We start from the raw sequence: 26,404 nt of genomic DNA, 5'->3' as shown, positions 1-26,404 counted from the left end.
GCGCGGACCCTAACCCCCGCCGAGGCCGACATCGGTGCTGCGTCTGGGCGCAGGGGCGGCACTCCCGCCGGTCTCGGCGATCTCGGCGACGAGCCGCTCGGCGTCGGCGATCGCGGCGCCCACGCGGCGCGGGGCGAGGGCGTCGCCGATACGGTTGGACCCTTCGCCTGGACGTGGCGGGGTGGCGACGACGACCGCGTCGACCTCCCGCACCGACTCGCGGCCCGTGGGGTGGTGCAGCAGGGTCACGGTGATCCGGCCGGCCCCGGGGCGCGTCGCGGTGAGGAGCACCGTGTCCGGGGTGCACCTGATCCCGAGTGCGGCCGCGCGCCGTCGGAACAAGGGGCGGTGCAGTGTGAGGCCCAGGTCCTGACCGACGACCATCGCCGCCGCCACCACCTCCACCCCGCAACCGCGCTCGGCCAGCAGCTCGGCGACCGACGTGGCCTCGTGGAAGCCCGTCGCGTCCACGACGAGCACGTCGCCGCGAGGGTCGGCGCTCCCGTCGAGCACGTCGACGACGTCGTACACGCCGTCGACGGCCCAGGCCGGCCGGTCCGGGATGCCACCCGTCGCGCGAACGACGGTCCCGCCGTGCGCCGCGGGGTCGGCGTCGACGCCGGTGCACAGGTCCACCCCGGCGGCACGGCACTCGGCGACGAGGTCGTCGACCAGGGTGGCGAGCTCGCCCCGGCCGGGGGCACGGGCGGCGAGCGCGAGCGTCCCGCCGAGGTGGTCCGAACGTTCGACGAGCCGCACCCGCATCCCGCGCTCCGCCGCCGACGCCGCCGCGCGCAGCCCCGCAGGCCCACCCCCGACGACGAGCAGGTCCATCCGCACCCTCGGGCCTGCGAGCAGCAGCCGCTCCGGGCGGACCGTGCACGACAGCGCCCGGTTCATCCCGACGTTCGCCGTGCAGTCCTGGTTGCACCCGATGCAGGTGCGCGTCGGCCCCCCGGTTCGCGCCGCCGCCCACGCCGGATCGGCGATCTGGCCGCGGACGACCCCGACGAGGTCGCAGTGCCCGGCCGCCAGGGCGGCGCGCGCGTCGTCGGGGCGGGTGTAGCGACCGGCGCCGAGGACCGGCACCGACACCGCCGCCCGGACGGCCGCCGGCAGTGCCGCCGCGTATCCCGCCGGGACCGGTGAGGGCGCCTCGACCAGCTCCAGGGTCCGGGTCGCCAGCCCGACGGAGGTGCTCAGGTAGTCGACGCCGGGCTCCACGAGACGGGCGACGGCCACCGCGTCGTCGATCGTCAGCCCGCCCGGGACGTCCTCACCGCCGCCGAGCCGCACGCCGAGTGCGCGGTCGGGCCCGATCGCGGCCCGCACCGCCGCGACGACCTCGACGAGCAGCCGTGCCCGCGACGCCAGGTCGCCGCCGTAGCCGTCCGTCCGCAGGTTCGTGCCGGGCGCGAGGAACGCCCGCAGGATCGACGCCTGCGAGCACTGGAGCTCGACGCCGTCGAACCCGCCCTCGACGCACCGCGCGGCGACGTCGGCGTAGGCGTCGACGAGCTCGTCGATCTGTGCGGCCGTCATGGCGACGGGGACCTCGCGGAACATCGGGTCCGGCACCGCTGAGGGCGCCCACACCGGCGCACCCGAGTACAGGCCCGACGACTGCGGTCCGTTGTGGTTGAGCTGGGCGAGCACCGGGACGCCGTGCGCGTGGACGGCCCCGGTGAGCCGGTGGTACGCGTCGACCACCCGTGGGTCGTGGCCGCGGATCATCCGCTCGTAGGGCCGGTCGCCGGGGTGGACCGTGTGCTCCTCGGTGATCACTAGCCCGGCCCCGCCGGCGGCCCGGGCCGCGTAGTGGTCGACGTGGCGCATGCTCGGCAGCCCGTCCTCGGCGAAGCCGGTGAGGTGCGCGGCGAACACGACCCGGTTGCGCAGCCGCAGCGGCCCCACCTGCAGCGGCGAGAAGAGCGGGTCCGGCCCCAGCGCGGTCCGCACCACCGGGCGCGCGGCAGGAACCCCCCGTGAGCGGCAATGGTCGCTGTCGCGACTGTTGCCGCGCACGGGGGTGCGGGCTTCGCGGACCGCCTCCTGGATCCCCCGGGGCGCGACGCAGTCGCCGGCCCGGGGCAGGTCCGGCCGGGCGCGCCAGAGGGCGTCGTCGGGGAGGCGTCGGACGCAGTCGACGACGACCGTGCACGGGACGCGCCGGACCTCGGCGGTGTGGACGTCGACCAGCTCGGCGACCCCGTCGGCAGCGGACCGGACCTCGGAGAACGCCGCGATCGTGACGCCCGCGCGCAGGAGCCGGGCGTGGGCGCCGGAGACGTCGGCGCCGGGCCCGAGCCGCATCCCCGCGGCGGGGTCGGGGGTGACGAGCGTGCAGCGGTGCCCGGCCGCGGCGAGCAGCTCGGCCATGCCGATCGCAACGGCGTCCCCCACGGGGTCGGACACGACGACATCCCGTTGCTCCTGTTGCACGAACGGCCCTTTCGCGCAACTGAGCTGCGGGAAAGGGCCGTTCGTGCCGTTGAGGAGCTCGGCCGCCGGGATGCATTCCACGTCGGAGCCCACGGGGAACGCCGGGGGCCGGGGGCGCGAGCCCGTCGCCAGCAGGACGTCGGCGCCGCGGGCCCGGGCGTCGTCGAGATCGGCGGGCGTCGCGGAACGGCCCGTCGAGACCGTGACGCCGAGCAACGCGAGCTCCCGCTCCCACCAGTCGACGAGCAACCCGAAACGCTCGCGGCCCGGCAGCGCGGCGGCGAGGCGCAGCGCGCCGCCGAGCCGGTCGTCGCGCTCCAGCAGGTGGACGACCCGCCCCTGCAGCGCGAAGGCCCGCGCCGCTTCGAGCCCGGCCGGCCCGCCCCCGACGACCAGGACGTCCCCGGTCCCCGGCGCAGCGGGTGTCGTGAAGGGCGGCGCGGCGTCGTCGGAGACCACGACGTTGCGCGGGTCCCGGCCCGCCCACCAGCGCCCGGACAGCGTGGCCGGCCGGACCCGCTCCGGCGTCCCGGCGCGGACGAGCGCGACCAGGTCGGGATCGGCGATCTGCGCGCGGGTCATCTCGACGGCGTCGGCGACACCGGCGTCGAGCCCCTCCTGCGCGAGGGACGGCGACGCGACCGAGCCCTGCCACACCACGTCGCACCGACCGTCCACAATGGACTTCACAGCTGTGGACAGCGAGCGGTTGTACCCGGGTGGGGTGTGCATGTCGGCCCGGGTGGCGGCGACGGTGAGCGTCCCGCCGCGCACCGGGACGACGTAGTCGACGAGACCGGCGACGGCGTCGACCACCGGCGCGACCGAGGCGGGGGTGATCCCGTCCCAGGGGGTGAGCTCGTCGCAGCACAGCCGCAGGCCCAGGACGGCGTCGCCGATCGCGTCCCGCACGATGTCGAGCACCTCGGACAGGACGACGGCGTCCCCCGAGGAGAGGCACTGCCGCAGCAGCGCGTACTGCCCGGCGTCGATCTCCACCCCGTCGAGACCGGAGGCGACGGCGAGCAGCGCGGCAGCCCGGAACCCGTCGACGAGGGCGGCCCGGTCGAACGAGGCAGGGGTCCACAGGACCGGCGCCCCGTACGAGACGGACCCCTGCGAACCCGCATGCCCGAGCGAGGCCAGCACCAGGGCCGGGCGGCAGGCGGCGGACACCGCAGCCCACCCCGGTCCACACGCGGAGGAGAGCGGCGCCCGCGCGTACGGATGGTCCGACGCGTGCACCGACGCCGTCTCCGTGACGACGACGCCGCACCCACCCGCGGCCCGCGCGGCGTAGTAGGAGACGTGCCGCTCGGAGAACGCGCGCTCGTCGCCGAGGTTGGTCTCGTGCGGACCGAACAGCACCCGCGAGGGCGCGACGCGGCCCCGCAGCGGCCACGGGGACGTCAGCGCAGGCACGGGAGGAAGTGCACGGCACCGGACCCGTTCGGGCGGGTCCGGTGCCGGCGGTCTCTCAGCCGCCCGCGACCGGCAGGCGCAGCCCGGAGTCGGTCTCCGAGGCACCGAGGCCGGCGAGCGGGCTGGTCTCGCAGGCGCGATCCGGGCGGGTGGTCAGCGTCAGCGGGACGGGGCCCTTCGGCGTGCGCGAGTTGCGCGGGGCCGAGCGGCTGTGGTCGACGTCGGACTTCGGGATGAGGGTCGCGCCGTCGCGCGCGGCGAGGGCCTGCTCGCCGAAACCGCGGACGCACTCGGGGTCGGGACCGTCCAGCGGCAGACCCGTGAAGAACTTGGCCGCCATGCAGCCGCCCTGGCACGAGTCGTAGTGCATGCAGGAGGCGCAGGCACCGCCGGTCTGCGGCCGGCGCAGCTCGGTGAACAGCTCGGAGTCCTGCCACACCTTCTGGAACCCGCCCTCGGAGCGAACGTTGCCCGCGAGGAAGTTCTCGTGGATCGCGAAGGGGCAGGCGTAGACGTCGCCGACCGGGTCGATCAGACAGACGACGCGGCCCGCGCCGCACAGGTTCAGCCCCGGCAGGGCCTCGCCGTAGGCGGAGAGGTGGAAGAAGGAGTCGCCGGTGAGGACCTGGTCGCCGCGCTCGACGAGCCAGTCGTACATCTGGCGCTGCTGCGACGGCAGCGGGTGCAGCTCGTCCCAGACGTCGGCGCCGCGGCCCGACGGCCGCAGCCGGGTGATGCGCAGCTGCGCGCCGAACTTGTCGGCGATCGCCTTGAACTCGTCGAGCTGGTCGACGTTCTGCCGCGTCATGACGACGCTGATCTTCGGCTGGGCGAACCCGGCCTCGGCGAGGTTCTCCAGCGCCCGCATCGCGGTGGCGTAGGAGCCCGGGCCGCGGACGTGGTCGTTGACGTCGGCGGTGGCGCCGTCGAGGGAGATCTGGATGTCGACGTAGTCGGTCGCGGCGAGCTGGGCGGCCCGATTCCTGTCGAGCTTGATGCCGTTGGTGGAGAACTTGACGCCGACGTCGTGGGAGATCGAGTAGTCGAGCAGCTCCCAGAAGTCGGGGCGCACGGTGGGCTCGCCGCCGCCGATGTTGATGTAGAAGACCTGCATCCGCTGCAGCTCGTCGATGACGGCCTTGGCCTCGTCGGTGGACAGCTCACGCGGGTCGCGACGCCCCGACGACGACAGGCAGTGCACGCACGCGAGGTTGCACGCGTAGGTCAGCTCCCAGGTCAGGCAGATCGGTGAGCTGAGCCCGTACTGGAAGTGGTCGACGAGCTTCACGTCGTTCCCCTGTCAGGTGGTGGGACGGGCCTCGATGGTCCCGGAGGCGGCGAGGCCGGCCAGGGCCTTGAGGTACGCGGGACGTTCGGTCTCGGCGACGCCGGCCGCCTCGATGGCGGCGTGCACGTCCGGGTGCTTCTCGAGCCCGGTGACGAGGTCGACGAGCTGCGGCGTCTTCAGGAACGAGAGCTTGCGCGTCCCGAAGTGGTAGACGAGGGCGCCGAACGACTCGGGCCGCAGCGAGACCTGCGGGCTGCAGCGGTACGCGGCCCCCGGGTCGAACCCGGGGTCCGCGCGCCCGGCGGTGGGATCAGTAGACACCGCACATGCCGTCGATCGAGACCTCCTCGACGAGGGTCTCCTCGACGAGCGGCTCCTCCTGCGAGGCGGTGGACTGGCTGTTCTCGACCGGCGCCATCGGCTGTCTCCCGTCGTTCGGGGCGTGCTCGGACGTGATGGACGTTAAATGGCACCCGGTGCCAATGCAAGGGTGACGTCGATCCGCGACCTGTCCGGCCCCACCCGTTCGGAGGGGGCGGTCCGTCCCGGTCGTCCCTGCCGTTCACACTGATCGCGTGAGTGCTCCGACGCTGTTGCACCTCTGTACCCCGGCCGAGTGGCGGGCCGCGCTGGCCGACGGGGCGCTCGGCATCTCGGGGGCCGCGGGCCGCTCGCTCACCGCGTCCGGCTTCGTCCATCTGTCCACATCGGAGCAGGTGTCGCTGCCGGCGAACAGGCTGTTCGCCGGTCGCCACGACCTCGTCCTGCTGGCGGTGGACGCGGGCCGGATCGCCGATCTGCGCTGGGAGCCTGGGCTTCCCGACGACCCCGCGGACATGGTCTTCCCCCACGCGTACGGGCCGGTGCCGACGGGCGCGGTCCTCGCCGCGCTCCCCTACCGGCCGGGCCCCGACGGCACGTTCGTCGCCCCGTCGCCGCCGCCCCCGCGGGTCGACGCCCGGACCCGCCGCGACGCGATGGCCTACTCGGTGCTGCGCAGGCTCGCGACGGCCGAGCACACCGTCACCGGCGGCACCGCCGTCCTGACCGGTCCCGTCCCCGCGTCCCACCAGCACAACCAGCTGCTCCTCGACGGCCCCGTCGGCGCCCCGCAGGTGATCGCCGAGGCCGACCGGGTCCTCGGCGGCGCCGGCCTCGCGCACCGGGCCGCCACCGTGCGCGGTGCCGATGCCGCCGCGACCGCGGCCGAGCTCGCCCGGCACGGCTGGGAGGTCGACCATGTGGTGTCGATGGTGACGACCCCGTCCGGCGAGGTCCCGCGCCACCGCGTGCAGGCCGAGCGGGCCCTCCCGTCGGAGCTGCGGCCGTTCTGGGAGGCGTCGTGGCTGCGGGCCGCGCCGGGACTGACCGAGGCGCAGCGCGCCCAGCTCTGCGACCGCCACGAGCTCGAGGACGACGTCGTCGACGTGCACGCCATGGTCGTCCGCGAGCACGGGCTCGTCGTGGCGTGCTGCCTGCTGAAGGTCGACGGCGCCACCGCGGAGCTCGACGCGGTCGAGACCGCGCCGAGCCACCGTGGCCGGGGACTCGGCGACGCCCTGCTCGCCGGGGCGCTGCGCGAGGCCCACCGGGCCGGCTGCGACCTCGTCTGGCTCGACGCCGACGCCCGCGACTGGCCGCGCGAGTGGTACCGCCGCCGCGGGTTCGGCGAGGTGGGCGAGTCCTGGTTCTGCCGGCTGCCCGCGGCCGCGCCGGCGTCGTGACGCGGACCGCCGGCACCCGTGCGGCGATCGGGTGATCGTGTCCGGCCGCGGTGTTGACGACGTCGCGTCGCGCGGCGAACCTGCCGGGATGAGCGCGCCGTCATCGGAGGAACAGCTGCGGTTCGACGGCCGGGTCGCCGTGGTGACCGGCGGAGGACGCGGTCTCGGGCGCGCCTACGCACTCGCCCTCGCCGCCCGCGGGGCCCGGGTCGTGGTCAACGACCTGGGCGGCAGCCTGTTCGGCGAGGGCACCGACGCGGGCCCGGCCGCCGCGGTCGCCGCAGAGATCCGGGCGGCGGGTGGCGAGGCACTGGCGAACGACGCCGACGTGGTGTCCGAGGACGGCGCGGCGTCGATCGTCGCCGCCGCAGTCGACGCCTGGGGCCGCGTCGACGTCGTCGTCAACAACGCCGGCATCCTCGTCCCGGGCGCGCTGCCCGGGCTCGGCGCGGCCGACCTGCGGCGCCATCTCGACGTCCACGTCGTCGGCGCCTTCAACGTCACCCGCGCCGCCTGGCCGCACCTCGTCGAGCAGGGCTACGGCCGGGTCGTGCTCACGACGTCGGTCGGCATGTTCGGCGGCGAGCACCTCGTCTCCTACGCCACCGCGAAGGGGGCGTGCGTGTCGCTCGGCCGTTCGCTGGCCGACGCCGGCCGGGCCCACGGGATCCGGGTCAACATGATCGCGCCGGCCGCCGACACCCGGATGGTGACCGACCCGGCGTTCCGCGAGCGGTCGGGCCTCCCGCCGCTGGCGCCGGAGCACGCGCCCGACCCGGCGCGCGGGCCCGACCGTGCGGCGCCGATGCTGCTCGTACTGGCCCACGAGTCGTGCCCGGCCACCGGCGAGGTGCTCAGCGCCGGCCTCGGGCGCTTCGCGCGCGTCTTCTGGGCGGAGACGGCCGGTGTGGTCGCCGATCTCCAGCCGGAGGACGTGCGCGCCCGCTGGGCGGAGATCGTCGACCCGTCCTTGCCGGTCGTCCCGACGTCGACGAGCGACGCGGTCCGGGCGCGCGAGGCCCGCATCGCCGCCGCGCGGGCCGAGGCCGCGGGCCCCGGCGGGCACTGACCGCGGGTCCCGCTATGCGGTGTCCCCCGGCTGCGGGAAATGTCGCATCAGGGTCTGGGTCAGCGCGCCGTCGACGAGGATGTGCTGGCCGCTGACGTAGCCGGCATCGTCGGAGAGCAGGAACGCGACGACACGCCCGATGTCCTCCGGGGCCCCGATCCGCCCGACCGGGACCAGGGCCCGGCGACGTTCGTACAGGACGGGATCGGCGTAGACGGCCTCCGCCATCTCGGTGCGGATCATGCCCGGGCCGATGGCGTTGACCCGCACGCCGTGGGCCCCCCACTCGACGGCCGCCTGCCGGGTGTAGGCGACCACCCCGGCCTTCGACGCCGCGTAGAGACCCCCGTTGAGCTGCGGCACCTCCGCCGCCATCGACGCGATGTTCACGACGGCCCCGCCTGCCGACGACAGGTGCGGCAGCGCGGCGGCCGACAGGGCGACGACCGCGCGGAGGTTGACCGCGAGGGTCGCGTCGACGTCGGCGGGGTCGAGGTCCGACAGCGGGCCGCGCCGGATGATCCCGGCGTTGTTGACCAGGCCGTCGAGGCGCCCGGAGATCGCGAGCACCGCCTCGACCAGCCCGGCCGGGTCCGCGGTGACGTCGCCGGGGACGGCCGTGCCCCCGACCTCGGCCGCGACCTTCTCCGCGTTCTCGACGGAGACGTCGTTGACCGCGACGTGCCAGCCCCGCTCGGCCAGCACCCGCGCGATGCCGGCGCCGATCCCGCCACCGGCACCCGTCACCAGAACGACCTTGCCGCTGCTCATGCCTCGACCCCCACTCGGAACCCGTCCCAGATCGCATCGATCGCCCGTCGCGGGGCGAGCGCGTCGCCCACCGCCCGGACCTGAATCCCTTGCGCCGCAAGTTGCCCGACCAGTTCGTCGCACGCCACGCCGTACCAGGCGGCGACGACCGCGTCGGCCTCGTCGACGACCTGGTCGCCGGTCCAGTTGTCGCGCGAGCGCACCTGTCCGTCCTCGATCGCGAGCACGCTGTGGCTCTCCCGGATCCGGACCTTCGCCGCGCCCAGGCGACGCAGCATCGGCGGCCGGGAGAACGCGTCGAGCTCGGCACCCGCGGAGACCGGCGTGACGAGGGTGACGACGTGTCCGTCGGCCGCCAGGCGTTCGGCGGTCGTGAGCACCTTCCAGTCGGCCTCGCCGGAGTCGAGGACGACGACGCGTTCCCCGCGCACCCCGTTCGTGATCGCGTCGTGCGCGGTGCTCACCAGCTCGCCGCCCGGGACCGGGGGCCTGCCCGGCAGGGAGCCCGTCGCGACCACCACGAGGTCGGGGTCGAGGGCCGCGATCTCCGCGACGCCCGCCCGTACTCCCAGCCGCACGTCGACGCCGAGCCGGGCGACCTGGCGTTCGAGGAACCGGGTGGCGCCGGCGAACTCGTCGCGGTACGGCATGGCCGCGGCGGCGACGAGCACCTGGCCGCCGAGCCGGTCCGACGCCTCCAGCAGCGTGACGCGGTGCCCGCGCAGGGCGGCGGTCTCGGCCGTCTTCAGCCCGCCCGGCCCGCCGCCGACGACGACCACGTGGCGCGGCTCGTCGACCCGCGCGAGCGTGCCGCCCCACTGCTTCTCGAACCCGACGACCGGGTTGACCAGGCACGCGACCGGCACACCCCGGTGGGGCCCACCCCGGCAGCCGACGTTGCACGAGATGCACGGCCGGATCTCGTCGAGCCGGCCCTCGCGCGCCTTGTTCGGCAGCTCCGGGTCGGCGATCAGCGGCCGGACCAGGCAGACGAGGTCGGCCGTGCCGTCGACGATCAGCTCCTCGGCCTTCTCCGCACTGACGACGCGCGCGACCGCGAACACCGGCACCCCGCCGGTGACCTCCCGGATCGAGCCCGCGAGGTGCACGAACGGCGCGCGCGGAAAGCTCATGTCGGGGATCTGGCGGTCGATCGAGGCGTAGTTGGACTGGCTGACGCTCACGTAGTGGGTGGGCACCGCGTCGAGCAGCCGGGCGACGATCTCGCGGCTCTCGTCGATCTCCAGGCCGCCGGGGACGAACTCGTCGCCCGACACCCGGATGCCGACGGGCACGTCCGGCCCGGCGACGTCGCGGACCTCGGCGAGCACCCGCAGCGGCAGCCGCATCCGGTTCTCCAGCGAGCCGCCGTACTCGTCGGTGCGAGTGTTGCTGAACCGGGACAGGAACGAGCACAGCAGGTAGCCGTGGGCCATGTAGACCTCGAGGCCGTCGAAGCCGGCGGCGAGGAAGCGCCGCGCGGCCGAGCGGTACGACTCGACCAGCTCCTCGATGTCCGCGTGCGTCATGGCGTGCGGAACGACCCGGCTCGACGGGTCCGGCACGGCCGAGGGTGCCCACAGCTCGCGGTGGCTGGGGAAGCCGCTGCCCTGGCGCCCGAGGTGCGAGAGCTGGGCGAAGATCGCGGCGCCGTGCTCGTGGACGGCGTCGACGACCCGCGCGTACGGCGCGATGCCCGCGTCGTCCCAGACCTGGTTGATCCCGCCGAACGTCAGGCCGGTCGGGTGCACGATGCCCGACCCCTGGATGATCAGTCCGACGCCGCCGCGGGCGCGTTCGGCCAGGTAGTGGGCCTGGCGCTCGGTGAGCGCGTGGTCGTGGGGATCGACGAACCGGCTGCCGTGACCGGCGAGGACGATGCGGTTGCGGACCCGCACGTTCCCCATGTCGATCGGCTCGAACAGCCGGGTGAGTGGTGGTGGAGCCAACGCCGCCTCCGTCGCTCGGGACGGGTCGACACTGCCTCGTCGACAGAGCGTCGTCAAGGTCCTAACGACGCATGTGCTGCGCGCGCGGAGAGGCCCCCCGCCCGGGCTGGTGGGCCGGGCGGGGGGCGCGGGTTCGTGGTGCGGGTCGGGACGCGCGGGTCGGCGATCCCGGGTCAGCGCAGCCGGCCGCTGCGGGTGGCGGCGGCGGCCGAGCCGGCGACGAGGGTCCCGATGGCCAGCCCGATCACCAGGTGGATCACCGCGGCGGCCCCGGTCACCGCGAGCGACGTCGAGCCGAGGAACGGGATCACCACGGCGACCGCGGTCGTGAGGCCGACGATCCAGCCGAGGTAGGCCAGCGGGCGCGGCGTCGACAGCAGGAGCAGGTGGGCCAGGCCGGTCGCGGCGAGCGCGGCCCCGGCGGCGACCAGGCAGAGCATCGTCACCGAGGCCGACGACCCCAGCGCCGCCGCCCCGGTGGGCGCGTAGAGCGCGACGTGGAACGCCACCCGCACGACCAGCACCCCGACCAGTCCGATCAGCGCTGCGACGACCGCGGTCGCCAGGCCGCCCGACCAGAGCCGCGTCGCGTCGACGACCGGCCGGTGCTCGACCGGCTCCGCCTGCGCGGCGGGCGACACCACAGCCGACGCGCCGTCGTGGCTGTAGCGGCCGTCGGGCCGGACGACGTCGTAGCCCGGACCGTGGCCCGCGTCGAAGCCGGTGCCGTAGCCCGAGCCGACGCCCGTGCCGTAGCCGGCGCCGTGGCCCTGGCCCGGCTCGCCGTGGGTCCGGTCGCCGAGCCCGGTGGCGGGCACCCGGGGCTCCGGCGTCACGGGACGCGGCGGGACGGTGCTGCGGACCTGGTACCCGACCGGCGCCATCCGCTCGGTGTCGCCGTCCCAGTAGCGGTTGCTCATCGTCGTGGTCATCGCACTCGCCTCATTCGGTCTGCGGGGCTTCCTCCCCGATGCCTCAAGGCTCTCGCGCGCAACGGGTTCCCACCGTCGACCGACCGCCCGATCCGCGGGACGACGCCGCTGTCCCCCGATCGACGGACACGCCCAGTGAACGGCTCACAAGGGCAGCTCGACCGTCACCACGGTGCCGCTCGGGGACGCCGGGGCGGCGGTGAACGTCCCGCCGGCGGCCTCGATGCGGACCCGGTGGGAGGCCAGCCCGATGTGGCCGCGGCGCAGGCTGCGGGCCATGGCGTCGGCGGGGAGGCCGACCCCGTCGTCGGCGACGACGAGACGGGCCCGGCCGTCGACCCGGCCGAGCGTCAGCCGCAGCGACGACGCCTTCGCGTGCGCGGCCACGTTGCCGACGAGCTCGCGCGCCGTCCGGTAGAGCAGCCCGTCGAGCGGGGTGCGCTCGGCCGGCCAGCCGTCGGTCGACACCTCACCCGCGAACCCCGCGCGCGCCGCCGCGGTCTCGACGAGCTGGCCGAGCGCGGCGGTGAGGCCGGCCCGGTCGAGCACGGCCGGGTGCAGCTCGGAGACGGTGCTGCGCAGCAGGCGCGACGACTCCAGCAGCGCCTCCTCGATCCGGTCGAACGCGCCCGCGTCCCCGGTGTCGCGGGCGTCCTCCAGGTCCTGGCGGGCGGCGAGGACGTACTGCAGGGCACCGTCGTGCAGGTGCTCCGACAGCACCCGCCGCTCGCGCTCCTCGATGCCGGTGAGCTGGCCGAGCAGGTCGGTGCGGTCGGTGACGAGCGAGCCGATCGTCTCCACGCGCGAGCGCTGGATGCGCGAGAGCCCGATGCAGCCCAGGCCCACGCCCGCCACGATCGCCGTCCGCAGCAGCAGCGACGCCCACGGCTCGGCGTTGGCCTGCTGGGTCGCCACCCCGGCGACCAGGTAGACGACCACGGTCGCCCCCGCGACCGCCGCGCACACGTGGGCGCGCAGCTGCGTGGCGGCGAGCACGGGGACGAGCAGGAAACCCGCGGTGAAGACGTCCGCCGTCCAGCTCTCGGGGGTGGCGACGCCGGTGAGCAGGGTCAGCGTCCCCAGCACGAAGAGGTCGACGAGCAGCGCGATCCACGCGAACCGGACGGGGGTGTCGCTGCCGCCGCGCGTCCAGAGGAACACGGCGAGCGCCCACAGCGCGTACCCGCCCGCGATGAGCGCGCACGAGAGGACCTGCTGGGCCGGCGCCACGAACACGACGGTCAGCGCCACGAAGACGACCAGCACCCACCGCAGCGCGACCTGCAGGTTCACCCCACGACGGGCGTGGTCCATGGCCACGCGCAGGACGTCCGGGCCGACGGGCTCCGGTTCGGTCGGGACGGACATGGGACCTCCGGGTCGGGATCTCTGCGCGAAGTGTCCACCGCGGACGCCGGAATCAATATGCTGACCCGATGGAGTCGTCGGACGCCCGAGTGCGTGTGGTCGTCGCCGACGACCATCCTTTCTTCCGTGACGGCGTCGCCCGTGGTCTGACGACCAGCGGGCGCGTCGAGGTCGTCGCCGAGGCCGACGACGGCCGCCAGGCGCTCGACGCCATCCGCGAGCACTCGCCCGACGTCGCACTCGTCGACTACGAGATGCCCGACATCGACGGTCTCGGCGTCGTGCGCGCCACGGTGCGCGACGGGCTGGCGACCCGGGTGCTGCTGCTGTCGGCGCACACCGACAGTGCCGTGGTGTTCCAGGCGCTGCAGGAGGGCGCCGCGGGCTACCTGGCGAAGGACTCCCGGCGCGCGGAGATCGTCGCGGCGGTGCTCGACGTGGCGAAGGGCCGCACCGTCGTGCCGCCGGAGCTGGCGGCCGGTCTCGCGGGCGAGATCCGGATGCGCGCGCAGACCACGGGCCCGGCGCTGTCCGAGCGCGAGCGCGAGGTGTTGCAGGCGTTCGCCCGCGGGCTCTCGGTGCCGCAGGTCGCCGGCGAGCTGTTCATCGGCGTGAGCACCGTGAAGACGCACGTCCAGCGGCTCTACGAGAAGCTCGGGGTGTCCGACCGGGCCGCGGCGGTCGCCGAGGGGATGCGCCGCGGGCTGGTGGAGTAGCGAACCGGGCGCCGGTCAGCTCCAGACCCGGACGTGGTCGACGACGAGGTCGACCGGGGCCGTCCACGCCGGGTCGGGCGCACCGACCCGCCCGCCGACGGCCACGTTGAGGAGCATGAACGCCGCACCCGGGTCGGCCGGGCGCGTCGGGTCGGCCGGGTCGAACACGACGCTGCCGTAGGGCACGCCGTCGAGCACGAACGTGATGCCCACCGGCGACCAGTCCATGCGCACGTCGTGGAACCGCCCGTCGTTCGGCGTCGACGCCGACCAGCTGGCGAGGTCGGCGTCGGTCGTCCCGGTGTGCACACTGGACTCGCGCGCGCCGAAGCCGTAGTCCTCGAACATGTCGATCTCGCCGCACCGCGGCCAGCCGACGCGGTCGATGTCCGCGCCGAGGGTCCACCACGCCGGCCAGTAACCGCGGGTGCTCACGAACTTCAGCCGGGCCTCCCAGTGCCCGTAGCGCTGGGCGAAGCGACCCTTGGTCGTGAGCCGGGCCGACTGGTAGGCGATCCGGCCGTCGGCCGCGCGCGTGGCCGTCGCGCGGACGACGAGGTTGCCCGCGCCGTCGAGGAACGAGTTCCGCCGGGAGTCGGTGTAGGTCTGCAGCTCGCCGTTGCCCCAGCCGCCGGCACCGAGGTCGTAGGTCCACCGCGCCGGATCGGGCGCGCTGCCGGCGGGACCGTCGAACTCGTCGACGAACGTGTACGCCGGGGGCGGGGTGTCCGCGGCCGCGACGGGCCCGGCACCGACGAGCTCGGCGCACAGGGCGATCACGGCCGCGACGGCCGACGTCGTCGCCCCCCGGACGAGCTCGCCGAAGGGGATCACCACGGGCCTGCCACGGCGGGATAGTAGGTCTTGTCGTCGCCGTCGTAGTCGAGCCAGGCCTGCTGCGGCGTCGCCGAGGGGAGCACCTGGCCCGCGCAGAGGCCCCGTCGGTCGAACACGTCGAGGATCTGCGGGACGGCGTCGACCGTGCTGCGGTACCCGTCGTGGAAGAGCAGGACCTCCCCGTCGGTGGCCTTCTCGGCCTGCCTGACCATCTGCTCGACGCTCGCCTCCTCGTAGTCGTCGGAGTCGTACGACCACAGGACCTCGGTCAGGCCGAGCCTGCGCACCACCCGCTCGACGACTGCGTTTCTCCTGCCGTAGGGCGGCCGGAACAGCGTGGGCGCCGGGCCGCCAATCCCGTCGAGGATCGCGCTGGTCCGGGTCAGCTCGTCGGTGACGGCCTGCTCGCTCAGCTCGTCGAGGAACGGGTGGTCGTAGGTGTGGTTGCCGACGGCCATGCCCTCCGACCGCACGAGGACGACGACCTCGGGCGCCGCGGCGGCCTTGGCCCCGATCACGAAGAACGTCGCGCGGCTGCCGTGCCGGCGCAGCTCGTCGACGAGGGCCGGCGTCGTCACCGCGTCGGGTCCGTCGTCGAACGTCAGCGCGACGTAGCCGTTCGGGCAGGCCCGTGCGGGCTGCTCCGCCACCGGACCGATGGCGGCGACCCCGCCCACCGCGCCGACCGAGTCCGCCGCGACGACCGGCGACACGGCCAGCATGACGCCCAGCAGCACCTGCCAGACCCGCGCAGGGTGCATCAGCGGTGGTCGGGAGCCTGCCGGGCAGCTTCGGCCGACCGCGACCCGGGCCAGTCCTGGCCCTCGACGACCATCCGCGGCAGCACCCGCAGGACCGCGCTCCCGCAGGCGATCAGCGCGAACGCCGCCAGCACCCACCACAGCGGCGACATCTCGAGGAACGGCAGCGAGGCCCCGGCGCCGACCCCCATCGCCGCCGGAGTCAGTGCACCCGTGTTGTACATGTCGGCCCTTCGATCAGTTCCAGCTCTTGGTCTTGCGGGTCAGCGAGTCCCAGTACGCCTTGACGTGGCAGGCCTGCAGGAAGTAGTCGAGGAGCAGCTCGTACATCGTCGCGGCGAGGAGCATCTGCCTCCAGCCGCGGTAGCGCACCGTCACGACGCGCTCGACGACGAACACGATGCTGACCGCGAGCCAGAACGGGTGCACGCGCAGCCCACCGCCCGCCAGCGACCACGCGACCGTCCCGAGGTACACGATCGACACGAGGCAGCCGAGCATCGTGAACAGCTGGCGTCCCCAGTAGCGCCAGGTCACCCTCGTCAGGCCGTACTGGATGCAGTTCTCGACGGCCCCGCGCTTCCAGCGCAGCCGCTGCCGCCACAGGTCGCCCCAGGTCTGCATCACCTCGGTGACGAGCGTGCACTGCACCGGCGAGATGATCCGGTGCCCGAGGTGCAGCAGGGCGAAGGTCAGCTCGTTGTCCTCGGTGAGCACCGTCGTGTCGTAGACCCCGCCGCGGCCGTCGCCGGCCGGCAGCCGCCCGGACAGCCGCGCCTCGACGACCTGCCGCAGCACCCGCACCCGGAACAGCGCCGCGGTCCCGGTGATCACCAGGCACTTCCCGTTGAGCCGGTTGACATCGCGGGCGTAGCGGGCGTACTCGTTGCGCTGCAGATGGCCGACGAACCCGCCGCCCTCGCCGCCGCGGAACACGCCGCCGACGCCGCCGTACCCCCGCCGCAGGTAGAACAGCGCTGCCTCGAGGAAGTGCGGGTCGAGCAGGCTGTCGGCATCCTGCACGAGGACCACGTCGTCGTCGGAGAGCGTGGGGAGCAGCCGGCCGAGGACCTGGTTGAGCGCCCCGGCCTTCTTGTCGGTGTTGCCGACGGTCTCGACCACCTCGACCCCGAGGTCCCGCCCTACGGACGCCGTCGCGTCGGTGCTGTTGTCCGACACCACGACGATCCGGTCCGGCGGGCTGGTCTGGCCGCGCAGGCCCGCGATCGCCGCGGGGAGCGACTCCTGCTCGTTGTGCGCCGGGAGCAGCGCGACGAGCTGTGGCTGCGGCCGGCGGGCCCGGACGACGGCGATCGGCCGGGTGAGCGACTCGAGCGCGTCACGCAGCGTCCGGCGGTCGGTCCCGGGGTGCCGCGGCGACGGCGTGCCGCCGGGGCCGGCGGGATCGACCAGCTCCCGCGCGGGCCGCCGCGGCGGCGCGGGGCGTAGCGGCATCGTCGGCGACGCGAGCAAGGACGTCGGCGCCGGACCCGGGCGCCGGTGCTCCGGCGGGCCCGGCGGGCGCGGTGAGGGTAGGCCACGCGACGGCGCCTCGTGCTGCCCGGCCGGGTGGTGCCGCGCGTGCCGCGGGCGACGACGACCGTCGTGGTGCCCGGTCAGTGCCACCGGTGCGGAGTGAGCGGCGGCGGGCACCCGGTGCCGGCCGCCGTCGGCCTCCGCTGCGGGCGCCGGGACCTGTACGGGGATCCGCAGCGTCGCCTCGACCGCCGCCTGGTCCGCGGCGACGTCGGATGCGCCGGCCGCACCATCCACTGAGGACCCCACCTTTCCGCTGCCCCGCGCGGGGCCCACCCGACTCGACCGACGACGACCACGCCCGATCACCTCACGCGACGAGACGGGGGAGCGACCGCGGCGGTGCGAAGAACACATCGGACAGACGCGGCGCCGTGTTACGTGCAGGTCGGGCGCGGATGTGCCATGCCGGAGAACCGATGATCCGTTCGACATCGGACAGTGCGACCGTTCGGCGGATCAGGTGCGCCCGCGCGGTCGGCGCCCACGTCGACACGCCGCGCGCAACGCCGGACGCCGGTACGACCCGGATCACAACTCCGGACGACCGGCGCCGTGGCTCAGATCGCGGGGTGGGGCAGCTGGAGGGTGGTCATCGGGCGCACCGCGTCGTCGTGGCCCTGGTCGGTCCGGTGCGACGACTGCGGGGCCCGGCCCGGGTGTGCCGCCGGCCGGCCCGGGTTCTGGTGCCCGGCGGCGACGACCGTCGCCATCGGCAGGGGCTCGGCCGGCGAGGTGTCGTGCGTCAGGGCGATGACGAGCCCGGTGATCGCGCCCGCGGCCGCGAGGCCGACGGCAGTCAGGGCGGTGATCGTCGTGGCCCGTTCGGCCTCGGGCCGGCCCGCCGGACGGGACAGGGTCTGCGTGCTCATGGCCGGTGCTCCTTCTCGAGGTGCGGGGTGTCTCCCCGCTGTCCCCAGGTTCGCCCGGCCGCGGCCCCGGCACCGTCGACCGGCCGGCGGGTGCGGGGGACGACGACGGTGTCCCCCGATCGGCCCCCGTGAGGGCGTGGGGCGGACGACACGGAGCCCGCGCCCTGTGCGGGCGCGGGCCGTCCGGGTGCCGGGATCAGCCGGCCATCTGGTTGTTGCCGTTGGCGAGGAAGTTCGCGAGCGCGGCCTGGGTGGCGGCGTTCATCGTGCCGGTCTGCGGCAGGTGCGCGTCGCGCTGCAGGTAGGTGATCGCCTGCGTGGTCTGGGCGTTCATGACACCGGTGACCGGGCCCTCGTAGTAGTTGAGCTGGCCGAGCTCCTTCTGCAGGGTCTCGATCGCGGCCGACGGCGCGACCGGCGTGACCGGGGTGACGGGCTTGACCGGGGTGACCTTGTGGCCGGCGGGGACGTAGCCGGTCGAGTGCGAGACCGACGGGACCGGGGCGGGCGCGGGGGCGGGCGTGGCGCCGCTCCCGCTGAACGTCATGACCAGGGTCGTGACGGCCCCGGCGGCGACGAGGCCGACGGCGGTGCAGGCCGCGATCACGACGCCCTTCGAGCGGCGGCCGGTCGGAGCGGCGTGGCGGGCACCGGCCGCGGGAAGGACCGCGGTGGGACGCTCGTCGGTGGTGGTGACGGTGGGGACCTGAACGGTGTTCATGGCCGGTGCTCCTTCGTGATGTCCCGGGGTGTTTCCCCGATGCACCAAGGTTCGTCCCGGCGGGCCTCCCGCACCGTCGACCGACCGTCCGGTGTGGAGGACGACCCTCCTGTCCCCCGATCGACCGACAGCCCCTCCCGGGGAGGGACCCGACCCCACCGAGCGCAACCCCAGCGCTCCCGTCCGCGGCGATCACGACGCTGAGGTTGCGCGCGAGTTCTGCGCGGCAGGGCGTCGCGCGGACGCGCAGGACGCACAACGGCCCCCTGCCGAACCCGGCAGGGGGCCGTCCGAGGGCACTACCTACCGACCGGCCGCCGTCTCCAGCGCCCGGCGGGTCAGGACCCGCGCGAGGTTCTTGCGGTACTCCGGCGTGCCGGCGGTGTCGGTCGGGGGCTCGGTGCCCTCGGCCGCCAGCGCCGCGGCCTCGGCGATCGACTTCCCCTCGGCCAGCGCCGCCTCGGTCGCACTGGCGCGCAACGGCGTCGAGCCCATGTTGACCAGCCCGACGCGCCCGTCGACGACGGCGACCGCGACGATCGCCCAGTCGTTGGCACGGCGGGTGAACTTCTCGTAGGCCCAGCCCGCGGAGCCGGTGCGCGGCACCCGGATCTCGACGATCAGCTCGTCGGGCTCCTTGGCCGTGGTGAAGACGCCGGTCCAGAACTCGGTGGCCGGCACCGAACGCTGCCCGCGCGGCGAGCGCAGCACGATCGTGCCGTCGAGCGCGAGGACCGCGGCAGGCAGGTCGGAGGCCGGGTCGCCGTGGGCGAGCGAGCCGCCGATCGTGCCGCGGTGGCGGACCTGCGGGTCGCCGACGGTCCGCGCGACGGCCGGCAGCAGTGGCACCTCGGCGGCGAGCACGTCGGACACCTCGAGGTCGTGGTGCCGCGTCCCCGCGCCGATGGCGACCTCGTCGCCGTCGACCTTGACGTAGTTGAGCTCGCGGAGCCGTCCGATGTCGACGATCAGCTCCGGCGCGGCCAGCCGCAGCTTCATGACCGGCAGCAACGAGTGCCCGCCTGCCATGATCGTGGCCTCGTCGCCCCGCTCGGCGAGCAGCGCGACCGCGGCGTCGAGCGAGTCGGGCCGCGCGTAGTCGAATCCGACGGGGATCACGCGCCCGCCCCTTCCGACGATCCGGCGGAGAAGCCGGGGGCGGTGCGGGCGGCGTCGCTCTCGGCCTCGGCGGCCTGGGCGGCGTCGGGGTCCTTGCCCGCGGCGACGAGCGCGGCGCGGACGATGTTGTGGTAGCCGGTGCAGCGGCAGAGGTTGCCCTCCAGCCCCTCGCGCACGGCCCGCTCGTCCAGGTCCGGGTTCTCGGCGATCAGGCCGGCGACGGCCATCACCATGCCCGGCGTGCAGAACCCGCACTGCAGGCCGTGCTCCTGGCGGAACGCGGCGGTGACGGGGTGGTCCAGGGAGTCGCCGCTCTCCCCGGCGAGGCCCTCCATCGTCGTGACGGCCAGCTGGTCGGCCTGGACCGCGAGCACGGTGCAGGACTTGACGGACTCGCCGTCGAGCAGCACGGTGCACGCCCCGCACGACGTGGTGTCGCACCCGATGTTGGTGGCCTTCAGCCCGACGTTCTCCCGCAGGTAGTGCGCGAGCAGCAGCCGGGGCTCGACCTCGTCGGTGGTGGTGCGGCCGTTGACGGTGATCTCGACCTTCACGCCCGTCATCCGTCCTCCTTCACGGCGTTCTGGATGGCCTCCCAGACCCGCAGCGGGGTGGTCGGCATGTCGATGTGGCGGATCCCGAGGTGCGCGAGCGCGTCGATCACGGCGCTCTGCACGGCCGGGGTGGAGCCGATGGTCCCGGCCTCGCCGATCCCCTTGAAGCCCAACGGGTTGATCGGGGTGGGCGTCTCCATCGGAACGAGGTCGAAGCTCGGCAGCTCGGCCGCCGACGGGAACCCGTAGTCGGCGAAGGTCGCGGTGAGCGGCTGGCCGTCGGGGTCGTAGACGACCTCCTCCAGCAACGCCTGGGCGATGCCCTGGGCGATGCCGCCGTGCCGCTGGCCCTCGCAGAGCAGCGGGTTGAGCACGGGGCCGGCGTCGTCGACCGCCCAGATGCGCTCGACGGTGACCTTGCCGGTCTCGGTGTCGACCTCGACGACGGCGACGTGCGACCCGAACGGGAACGTCGGCTTCTTGCCGTCCCACACCGTCTTGACCTTGAGCTCCTCGCGCTCGGCGAGCTGCGCGAAGGTGACGGTCGGCGACCCGGGGGCGCCGCGCACCACGATGGCGGCGTTGGCCGTGTCGACCTCGAGGTCCTCGACCGAGGCCTCGAGGATGTCGGCCGCGCGCTGCTTGGCGAGGTCGATCAGCTCGAGCGAGGCCTTGTGGACCGCGACACCGCCGGTCTGCAGGCTGCGCGAGCCCATCGTCCCGCCGCCCTCGGGCACCTGGTCGGTGTCGCCGTGGCGGACGGTGATCTTCTCGACGGGGATGCCCAGCTGGTCGCTCGCGAGCATCGCCCACGCCGTCGCGTGGCCCTGGCCGTGCGGCGAGGTGCCCGTCCAGATCAGGGCCGATCCGTCGGGGTGCACCTCGATCGACGCGTTCTCGGCGAACGCGCCGCCGCCGGTGATCTCGACGTACGAGGAGACGCCGATGCCCAGCAGCTTGGCGTCGCCGCGCTCGCGGCGGGCCTTCTGCTCGGCGCGCAGCCCCGCGTAGTCGCTGGCCTCGAGCGCGAGGTCGATGGCCTTGGCGTACTCGCCGGAGTCGTACTCCGCGCCGCCCTTGGTCGTGAACGGGAACTTCTCCGGCGGCACGACGTTGATCTTGCGGACCTCCGCCGGGTCCATCCCGATCTCGGCGGCGAACAGGTCCATGGCCCGCTCGATCGCCGCGGTGGCCTCGGGCCGGCCGGCGCCGCGGTAGGCGGCGGTCGACGTCGTGTTGGTGACGACGACGCGGGCCCGCGAGTCGACCTTCTCGATGTCGTAGGTGCCCGGCGCCATCATGCGCGTGAACACCGGGAGGAAGACGCCGAGGCGCGGGTAGGCGCCGGCGTCGGCGACGACGTCGAGCCGGTAGGCCTTGACCCGGCCGTCGCGGCTGCCGCCGATCGTGATGGTCTGGCGCTGGTCGCGGCCCTGCACCATCCCGGTCATGTTCTCCGAGCGACTCTCGCTCCAGCGGACCGGCCGGCCGGTGTGCCGTGCGAGCCAGGCGACGAGCCCGAACTCGGGGTCGGCACCGATCTTGGCGCCGAAGCCGCCACCGACGTCGGGCAGGACGACGTGGATCTGGGACGCGTCGACGCCGAGCCAGCCGGCCACCTCGTCGCGCGCACCCTGGGCGTTCTGGTTGGAGCAGAACAGGGTGCACCGGCCGTCGTCACCCCAGACGGCGGAGGCGGCCCGCGTCTCCAGCGACGCGGCGGCGACCCGCTGGTTGACGATGTCGCGGGTGACGACGACCTCGCAGTCGGCGAAGAAGTCCGGGTCGGGGTCCTCCTTGTTGTAGACGGCGGCGGTGTTCGTGCCGGCGTCCGGGAACAGCAGGACCTCGTCGGTCGCCGAGGCGTGGACGTCCACGACGGCCGGCAGCGGCTCGTAGTCGACCTCGACGAGCTCGGCCGCATCGGGCCCCTGGTAGCGACCCTCGGTGAGGACCGCCGCGACGGGCTCGCCGACGAAGCGCACGCGCTCGGTGGCGAGCCAGGGCCGGACCATCGCCTTGTTGGCGCCCGGGAACAGCAGTGGTGCCGGGAGATCGATGTCCTCGCCGGTCAGGACCGCGACGACGCCGGGCGCCTCGCGGGCTGCGGACACGTCGATCGAGGTGATCGTCGCGTGCGCGATCGGGGAGCGGACCAGCGTGAGGTGCAGCGCACCCGTGAGCCGCTCATCGGTCAGGTCGTCGGTGTATGTCGCGCCTCGCGTGAGGAACACCGGATCCTCCACGCGGACGACGCGCGTCCCCATGATGCTCATCGGGGGCGAGACTAGCACCGTCACCGGTGGCCCCGCGCACCACGAATCGACCGACGATCCGCCCCGACCAGCAGTGATAGTGAGGCTAACCTGGCCTCGCGCCCAGGCGGTCCCGCATGAGCTGGCTCAATGGCCGCGACGGTCCGCAGATGCGGCATCGCGACCGATATTCCGGCCGCGCTCGTAACTCACGTCACCAGCGTTTCCGTCAGGTACCCCACCAGTCGCGGACCGTCCACAAGGGCGAGACGGGCCCGTGCCCGGCGCCGAGCGGGTAGGAGTTGCGGACGGCCTCGACGATGTAGCGCTTGGCGAAGGCCACCGCCTCGCCGATCGCCATCCCGCGCGCGAGCCCGGACGCGACGGCCGCCGCCATCGAGTCGCCGCCGCCGTGGGTGTTGCCCGTGTCGAACCGCGGCCCGGGCAGCTCGACGAAGGTGTCCCCGTCGAAGAGCAGGTCGACGCAGCCGTCCACGTCCTCGGCGAGGTGCCCGCCCTTGACCAGCACGTACCGCGGACCGAGGCCGTGCAGCACCTTGGCCGCCTCGTACTGGCCGGCGCGGTCGTGCACGTCGACGCCGACGAGCAGCCGCACCTCGTCGAGGTTGGGGGTGATGACCGTGGCCCGCGGGAACAGCAGCGAGCGGAAGGCGTCGAGCGCGGAGTCGGCCAGCAGCGGGTCCCCGTGCATCGACGCCGCGACCGGGTCGACGACCAGTGGCGTGGGGTGCACCGCGCCGATGCCGTTGGCGTCGCAGGCGTGCGCGACGGCCTCGATGATCTCGGCGCCCGCCAGCATGCCGGTCTTCGCGGCGTCGAGCCCGATGTCCGAGGCGACGGCGGTGATCTGCGCGGCGACCGTCTCGGGCGGGATCGGGTGCACAGCCGTCACACCGACTGAGTTCTGCACCGTCACCGCGCACACGGCGAGGCAGCCGTGGACGCCGCAGGCGGCGAACGTGCGCAGGTCGGCGGCGATGCCGGCGCCGCCCCCGGAGTCGGTGCCCGCGATCGTCATGACCCGCGGCGGGGTGACACCCACGGTCGGCTGCGGACCTGGCTGTGCCGGACCTGGCTGGGCCGGACCTGGCTGGGCCGGACCTGGCTGTGCCGGACCTCGCTGGGCCATGTGCTGTCCTCCCTCGCCGGCATTACCCGGCTGGTTCAGCGGTCGGCGGCGTCGGCCGCCCTCTCAGCCCCTGCGAGCTCCCGCGTCGGTGTCCGGCCGACGGTAGTACGGCCCGGTGACGCCGCACCAGGCCGCCGCCCGGCCCCGGCGGCCCGCCCACCGACGTCACACTCCGGGACCGCGGAATCGGGAATAGATCCGGCGCGGGACCGGGGTTGTGCCGGACATGACCGCCAACACTGACGTCGAGCTGAGCCCCGAGGGCTGGGTCCGCGACCAGACCGAGAAGATCCTCGAGACCGGGACGACCGACAGCGTCGGGATCAACGGGATGAAGGTCGTCCTCGTGACGATGAAGGGCGCGAAGACCGGCAAGCTGCGCTACGTCCCGCTGATGCGTGTCGAGCACGAGGGTCACTACGCGCTGGTCGCCTCGAAGGGCGGCGCCCCCCAGCACCCCGTCTGGTACTACAACCTGCGGGCCAACCCGACGGTGACGCTGCAGGACGGCACCGAGTCCGGTGAGTACACCGTGCGCGAGGTCGACGGCCCCGAGCGGGAGCAGTGGTGGGAGCGCTCCGTCGCCGCCTTCCCGCCCTACGCCGAGTACCAGACGAAGACCGACCGGCAGATCCCCGTCTTCGTCCTCGACCCGGCCTGACCGTGTGGCCGGCGCCGTGAGTGGCGATGGTCGCCAGGGCGACCATCGCCACTCACGAGCCCCCGTCCCCTACGCGGCCAGTGCCCGGATCGGCGGGACGCGCCCGGCACGCACGGCCGGGCCGAGCGCCGCGAGCACCGCGATCGCGACCACCCCGACGGCCAGCCCGACGAGCTGCCCGACCGGCACCGAGACCCCACCTGCCGCCAGGCCCAGCGCCCGGATGCCGAGGACGCCGTAGAGCACCCCGAGCCCGGCGCCCAGCACCGCCGCCGCGAGCGCGCTGCACGCGGCCTCCCACGCGACCATCGCCCGCACCCCGCCGCGGGTCAGCCCGACGGCGCGCAGCAGGCCCGTCTCCCGGGTCCGCTCGGTGACCGACAACGTCAGCGTCACCGCGACGCCGACGATCGCGACGACGACCGTCATCCCGACCAGGCCCAGCCCGACCCCGCGGAGCACCCCCAGCTCCGCCGTCGCGTCGGCCCGCACGTCGGCGGTGTAGACGACGACCGCCGCGGATCGCGGGCCCAGCGCGTCCCCGACCGCGGCGCGCAGGGCCGCGTCGTCGACACCCGGGGCCGGGTCGACGAGGACCGCGTCGCCGTCCTGCCGCACCCGCAGCGACGGCTCGGCGGCCAGCCTCGCCAGCGTCGCGTCCGGGTCGGGGGCACTGACCTGCACCGCGCTCGGCAGCCGCTGCGAGATCGACCGCTGCGCGCTGGAGTCGGCGCTCGCGACCCCGACGAGCAGCGCCGAGGTCAGGCCGACGCCCAGGGTCAGCACGGTGACCGTCGCCGCCGTGCGGCGCGGGACCTGCGCGGCATTGGCGACGGCCATCCGGCCCGGCGCCCGCCCGACGGCCGTGACGAGCCGGCCCACGGTCGCCGCGAGCCCGCTCATCATCACCGGGCCCAGCGCGACGAGGGCCGCGAACGTCACCAGGCCCGACGCGGCGGCGGCGACCAGCCCGACCGCGCCGTCGGCCACGCCGGCCAGCGGGGGTGCCGCCAGCACCAGCGCGACCACCAGCAGGACCGTCGCGAGGACGGCCCGGCGCCCGCGCCGCGACGTGCCGGCCTCACTCGTCGCGGCCTCCCCCAGCGCCGCCACGGGCGACGTCCGGCCCGCGGCGAGCGCCGGTCCGACCGCGGCGACGACCGTCGCCACGACCGCGAGCAGCACGCAGCCCGCGATCCCGCCCCACGACACGACCAGCGGGCCGCCGCCGACCACGGCGACGACGATCTCGCCCGCGCCGATCGCGAGCCCCGCGCCGAGCACCCCCGCGACCAGCCCCGACACGGCGGCCTCGGCGAGTACCGCGCGCACGAGGTCGCCGCTGCGAGCCCCCACGCAGCGCAGCAGCGCGAGTTGGGTGCGGCGCTGGGTCAGCAGGATGCGGAACGTCGACGCCACCACGACGACGGCCGCGACCAGCGCGAGCCCGGTGAACACCGACACCCCCGTGACGACGGCCGTCGCGGTCGCCGAGCCGTCACGGCGCTCGGCTGCGCGTTGCTCGTCGCCGGTGCGCACCACCACGTCGCCCGGCAACCGCGCACGGACCGCGGACGCCACGGCGGCGGGCGCCCCGCCCGCGACGTCGATCTGGCGCAGCGTCCCGCCCAGTGCCGCGACCGTCGCGGGCGTGGTGACGATCGTGTCGGTGCCGACGACGGGCAGGTCGACGACGCCGGTCACCGTCAGCGTGCGGGTCGCGTCGCCGGCACCTCCGACGGTCAGCACCGAGCCCGGGTGGACGTCGGCGCGCGCTGCGGTGGCGGCCGGGACGAGTGCCTCGTCGTCCGCGGTGGGCAGCCGGCCGGCGACGGGTGGCGCGGCCAGCCGGGTCAGCGGCCCCGTCATCGGGTCCGACGTCACGGTCCACGACCCCACGCCCGCCGCGCCGCCGACGGGCGCCGTGCCGGTCCAGACACCGACGGCGGCGGTCACGCCCGGCGTCCGCGCGACCCGGTCGACCACGGCCGCGTCGAGGTCGCCGCCGCGCACGACCGCGGCCGCCGCCGCGGGCGTCACCACCGACCGGGCCTGCAGTGTCGTCGACAGCGTCCCGCCGAGCAGCAGCGTCCCGGCCGCGAAGAACGTCGCGACGAGGACCGCGAGCCCGGTGAGGACGACCCGGCCCGGATGGCGGCGGGCGTCGGCCAGCAGCGCCCCCGCAGCCGCTCGGCCTCCCCCACGCCCGCCGCCGGGCCGATGCCCGGCTGCACGAACGGCCCTTTCCCGCAACCGG

The 26,404-nt window shown here is 74.8% G+C and carries 23 protein-coding genes; 4 read left to right on the top strand and 19 right to left on the bottom strand.

Going from position 1 to position 26,404, the window contains the following annotated elements; translation table 11 throughout:
* Positions 1-9: 9 nt before the first annotated feature.
* The 4 genes from PSD17_RS22055 to mftA are packed head-to-tail and all read right to left on the bottom strand — an operon-like array spanning position 10 to position 5,570.
* Positions 10-3,864 (bottom strand): oxidoreductase, encoded by a 3,855-nt coding sequence (locus PSD17_RS22055; RefSeq protein WP_339124372.1) that lies wholly within the window; start codon positions 3,862-3,864, stop codon positions 10-12.
* 55 nt (positions 3,865-3,919) lie between these two features.
* Positions 3,920-5,152 (bottom strand): mycofactocin radical SAM maturase, encoded by a 1,233-nt coding sequence (mftC, locus tag PSD17_RS22050; RefSeq protein ID WP_339124371.1) that lies wholly within the window; start codon positions 5,150-5,152, stop codon positions 3,920-3,922.
* 12 nt (positions 5,153-5,164) lie between these two features.
* Positions 5,165-5,473 carry a mycofactocin biosynthesis chaperone MftB gene (mftB, locus tag PSD17_RS22045; protein WP_339124369.1) on the bottom strand — a complete coding sequence of 103 codons (309 nt, stop codon included), beginning with the start codon at positions 5,471-5,473 and terminating at the stop codon, positions 5,165-5,167.
* The gene (mftA, locus tag PSD17_RS22040) at positions 5,463-5,570 is read right to left on the bottom strand and encodes a mycofactocin precursor MftA (RefSeq protein ID WP_339124368.1); all 108 of its coding nucleotides are present in this window, start codon (positions 5,568-5,570) and stop codon (positions 5,463-5,465) included. Before mftA ends, mftB begins: the two co-directional genes overlap by 11 nt.
* A 157-nt stretch (positions 5,571-5,727) precedes the next feature.
* Between mftA and PSD17_RS22035 the strand changes: the two genes are divergently transcribed.
* Together PSD17_RS22035 and PSD17_RS22030 are read left to right on the top strand one after the other, a co-directional pair.
* Positions 5,728-6,876, top strand: coding sequence for a GNAT family N-acetyltransferase (locus PSD17_RS22035; RefSeq protein WP_103382596.1), 1,149 nt, complete (start codon positions 5,728-5,730; stop codon positions 6,874-6,876).
* Between the two features lie 88 nt (positions 6,877-6,964).
* The gene (locus PSD17_RS22030) at positions 6,965-7,945 is read left to right on the top strand and encodes an SDR family NAD(P)-dependent oxidoreductase (RefSeq protein ID WP_339124367.1); all 981 of its coding nucleotides are present in this window, start codon (positions 6,965-6,967) and stop codon (positions 7,943-7,945) included.
* Between the two features lie 12 nt (positions 7,946-7,957).
* On the opposite strand, the gene PSD17_RS22025 is transcribed toward PSD17_RS22030, so the two are convergent.
* From PSD17_RS22025 to PSD17_RS22010, 4 genes are all read right to left on the bottom strand, one after another.
* The gene (locus PSD17_RS22025; protein WP_339124366.1) at positions 7,958-8,716 is read right to left on the bottom strand and encodes an SDR family NAD(P)-dependent oxidoreductase; all 759 of its coding nucleotides are present in this window, start codon (positions 8,714-8,716) and stop codon (positions 7,958-7,960) included.
* The gene (locus PSD17_RS22020; RefSeq protein ID WP_339124365.1) at positions 8,713-10,665 is read right to left on the bottom strand and encodes an oxidoreductase; all 1,953 of its coding nucleotides are present in this window, start codon (positions 10,663-10,665) and stop codon (positions 8,713-8,715) included. The genes PSD17_RS22025 and PSD17_RS22020 overlap by 4 nt, the downstream gene beginning before the upstream one ends.
* 173 nt (positions 10,666-10,838) lie before the next feature.
* Positions 10,839-11,597, bottom strand: a complete 759-nt coding sequence (locus tag PSD17_RS22015) for a DUF6069 family protein (RefSeq protein ID WP_339124364.1) — start codon at positions 11,595-11,597, stop codon at positions 10,839-10,841.
* A 144-nt stretch (positions 11,598-11,741) separates the two neighbouring features.
* The gene (locus PSD17_RS22010) at positions 11,742-12,965 is read right to left on the bottom strand and encodes a sensor histidine kinase (protein WP_013677715.1); all 1,224 of its coding nucleotides are present in this window, start codon (positions 12,963-12,965) and stop codon (positions 11,742-11,744) included.
* A 68-nt stretch (positions 12,966-13,033) separates the two neighbouring features.
* On the opposite strand from PSD17_RS22010, the gene PSD17_RS22005 reads away from it, so the two are divergent.
* A complete protein-coding gene (locus PSD17_RS22005; protein WP_013677716.1) occupies positions 13,034-13,681 on the top strand; it encodes a response regulator in 648 nt (215 codons plus the stop codon).
* A gap of 15 nt (positions 13,682-13,696) precedes the next feature.
* On the opposite strand, the gene PSD17_RS22000 is transcribed toward PSD17_RS22005, so the two are convergent.
* From PSD17_RS22000 to thiD, 10 genes are all read right to left on the bottom strand, one after another.
* Positions 13,697-14,518, bottom strand: coding sequence for a glycoside hydrolase family 16 protein (locus tag PSD17_RS22000; protein WP_339124363.1), 822 nt, complete (start codon positions 14,516-14,518; stop codon positions 13,697-13,699).
* On the bottom strand, positions 14,512-15,279 hold the full coding sequence (locus PSD17_RS21995) for a polysaccharide deacetylase family protein (protein ID WP_339124362.1): 768 nt from the start codon (positions 15,277-15,279) through the stop codon (positions 14,512-14,514). Before PSD17_RS21995 ends, PSD17_RS22000 begins: the two co-directional genes overlap by 7 nt.
* A complete protein-coding gene (locus tag PSD17_RS21990; RefSeq protein WP_103384251.1) occupies positions 15,279-15,503 on the bottom strand; it encodes a hypothetical protein in 225 nt (74 codons plus the stop codon). The genes PSD17_RS21995 and PSD17_RS21990 overlap by 1 nt, the downstream gene beginning before the upstream one ends.
* 13 nt (positions 15,504-15,516) lie before the next feature.
* On the bottom strand, positions 15,517-16,734 hold the full coding sequence (locus PSD17_RS21985) for a glycosyltransferase (RefSeq protein WP_083845499.1): 1,218 nt from the start codon (positions 16,732-16,734) through the stop codon (positions 15,517-15,519).
* A gap of 641 nt (positions 16,735-17,375) precedes the next feature.
* Positions 17,376-17,687 carry a hypothetical protein gene (locus tag PSD17_RS21980; RefSeq protein ID WP_013677721.1) on the bottom strand — a complete coding sequence of 104 codons (312 nt, stop codon included), beginning with the start codon at positions 17,685-17,687 and terminating at the stop codon, positions 17,376-17,378.
* 196 nt (positions 17,688-17,883) lie between these two features.
* Entirely contained in the window at positions 17,884-18,408 is a 525-nt protein-coding gene (locus PSD17_RS21975) for a peptidoglycan-binding domain-containing protein (protein WP_339124360.1), read from the bottom strand.
* A gap of 303 nt (positions 18,409-18,711) precedes the next feature.
* Positions 18,712-19,527, bottom strand: coding sequence for an FAD binding domain-containing protein (locus PSD17_RS21970; protein ID WP_013677723.1), 816 nt, complete (start codon positions 19,525-19,527; stop codon positions 18,712-18,714).
* Positions 19,524-20,081: a (2Fe-2S)-binding protein gene (locus PSD17_RS21965; RefSeq protein ID WP_103384025.1), complete on the bottom strand. Its 558-nt coding sequence runs from the start codon at positions 20,079-20,081 to the stop codon at positions 19,524-19,526. Before PSD17_RS21965 ends, PSD17_RS21970 begins: the two co-directional genes overlap by 4 nt.
* Before the next feature lie 5 nt (positions 20,082-20,086).
* Positions 20,087-22,357: a xanthine dehydrogenase family protein molybdopterin-binding subunit gene (locus tag PSD17_RS21960; RefSeq protein WP_013677725.1), complete on the bottom strand. Its 2,271-nt coding sequence runs from the start codon at positions 22,355-22,357 to the stop codon at positions 20,087-20,089.
* A gap of 208 nt (positions 22,358-22,565) precedes the next feature.
* Positions 22,566-23,399, bottom strand: a complete 834-nt coding sequence (gene thiD, locus PSD17_RS21955; protein ID WP_013677726.1) for a bifunctional hydroxymethylpyrimidine kinase/phosphomethylpyrimidine kinase — start codon at positions 23,397-23,399, stop codon at positions 22,566-22,568.
* Between the two features lie 313 nt (positions 23,400-23,712).
* Between thiD and PSD17_RS21950 the strand changes: the two genes are divergently transcribed.
* The gene (locus PSD17_RS21950; protein ID WP_013677727.1) at positions 23,713-24,147 is read left to right on the top strand and encodes a nitroreductase family deazaflavin-dependent oxidoreductase; all 435 of its coding nucleotides are present in this window, start codon (positions 23,713-23,715) and stop codon (positions 24,145-24,147) included.
* A 69-nt stretch (positions 24,148-24,216) separates the two neighbouring features.
* Here the strand turns inward: PSD17_RS21950 and PSD17_RS21945 are convergent, their stop codons facing one another.
* Positions 24,217-26,400 carry an FtsX-like permease family protein gene (locus PSD17_RS21945; protein ID WP_339124358.1) on the bottom strand — a complete coding sequence of 728 codons (2,184 nt, stop codon included), beginning with the start codon at positions 26,398-26,400 and terminating at the stop codon, positions 24,217-24,219.
* Positions 26,401-26,404 lie beyond the last annotated feature (4 nt).

The organism is Pseudonocardia sp. D17, assembly GCF_036984265.1.
GTDB lineage: Bacteria > Actinomycetota > Actinomycetes > Mycobacteriales > Pseudonocardiaceae > Pseudonocardia > Pseudonocardia benzenivorans.
The sequence above is the reverse complement of the archived record's forward strand: the minus strand, read 5'-3'. Positions and strand labels throughout refer to the sequence as shown.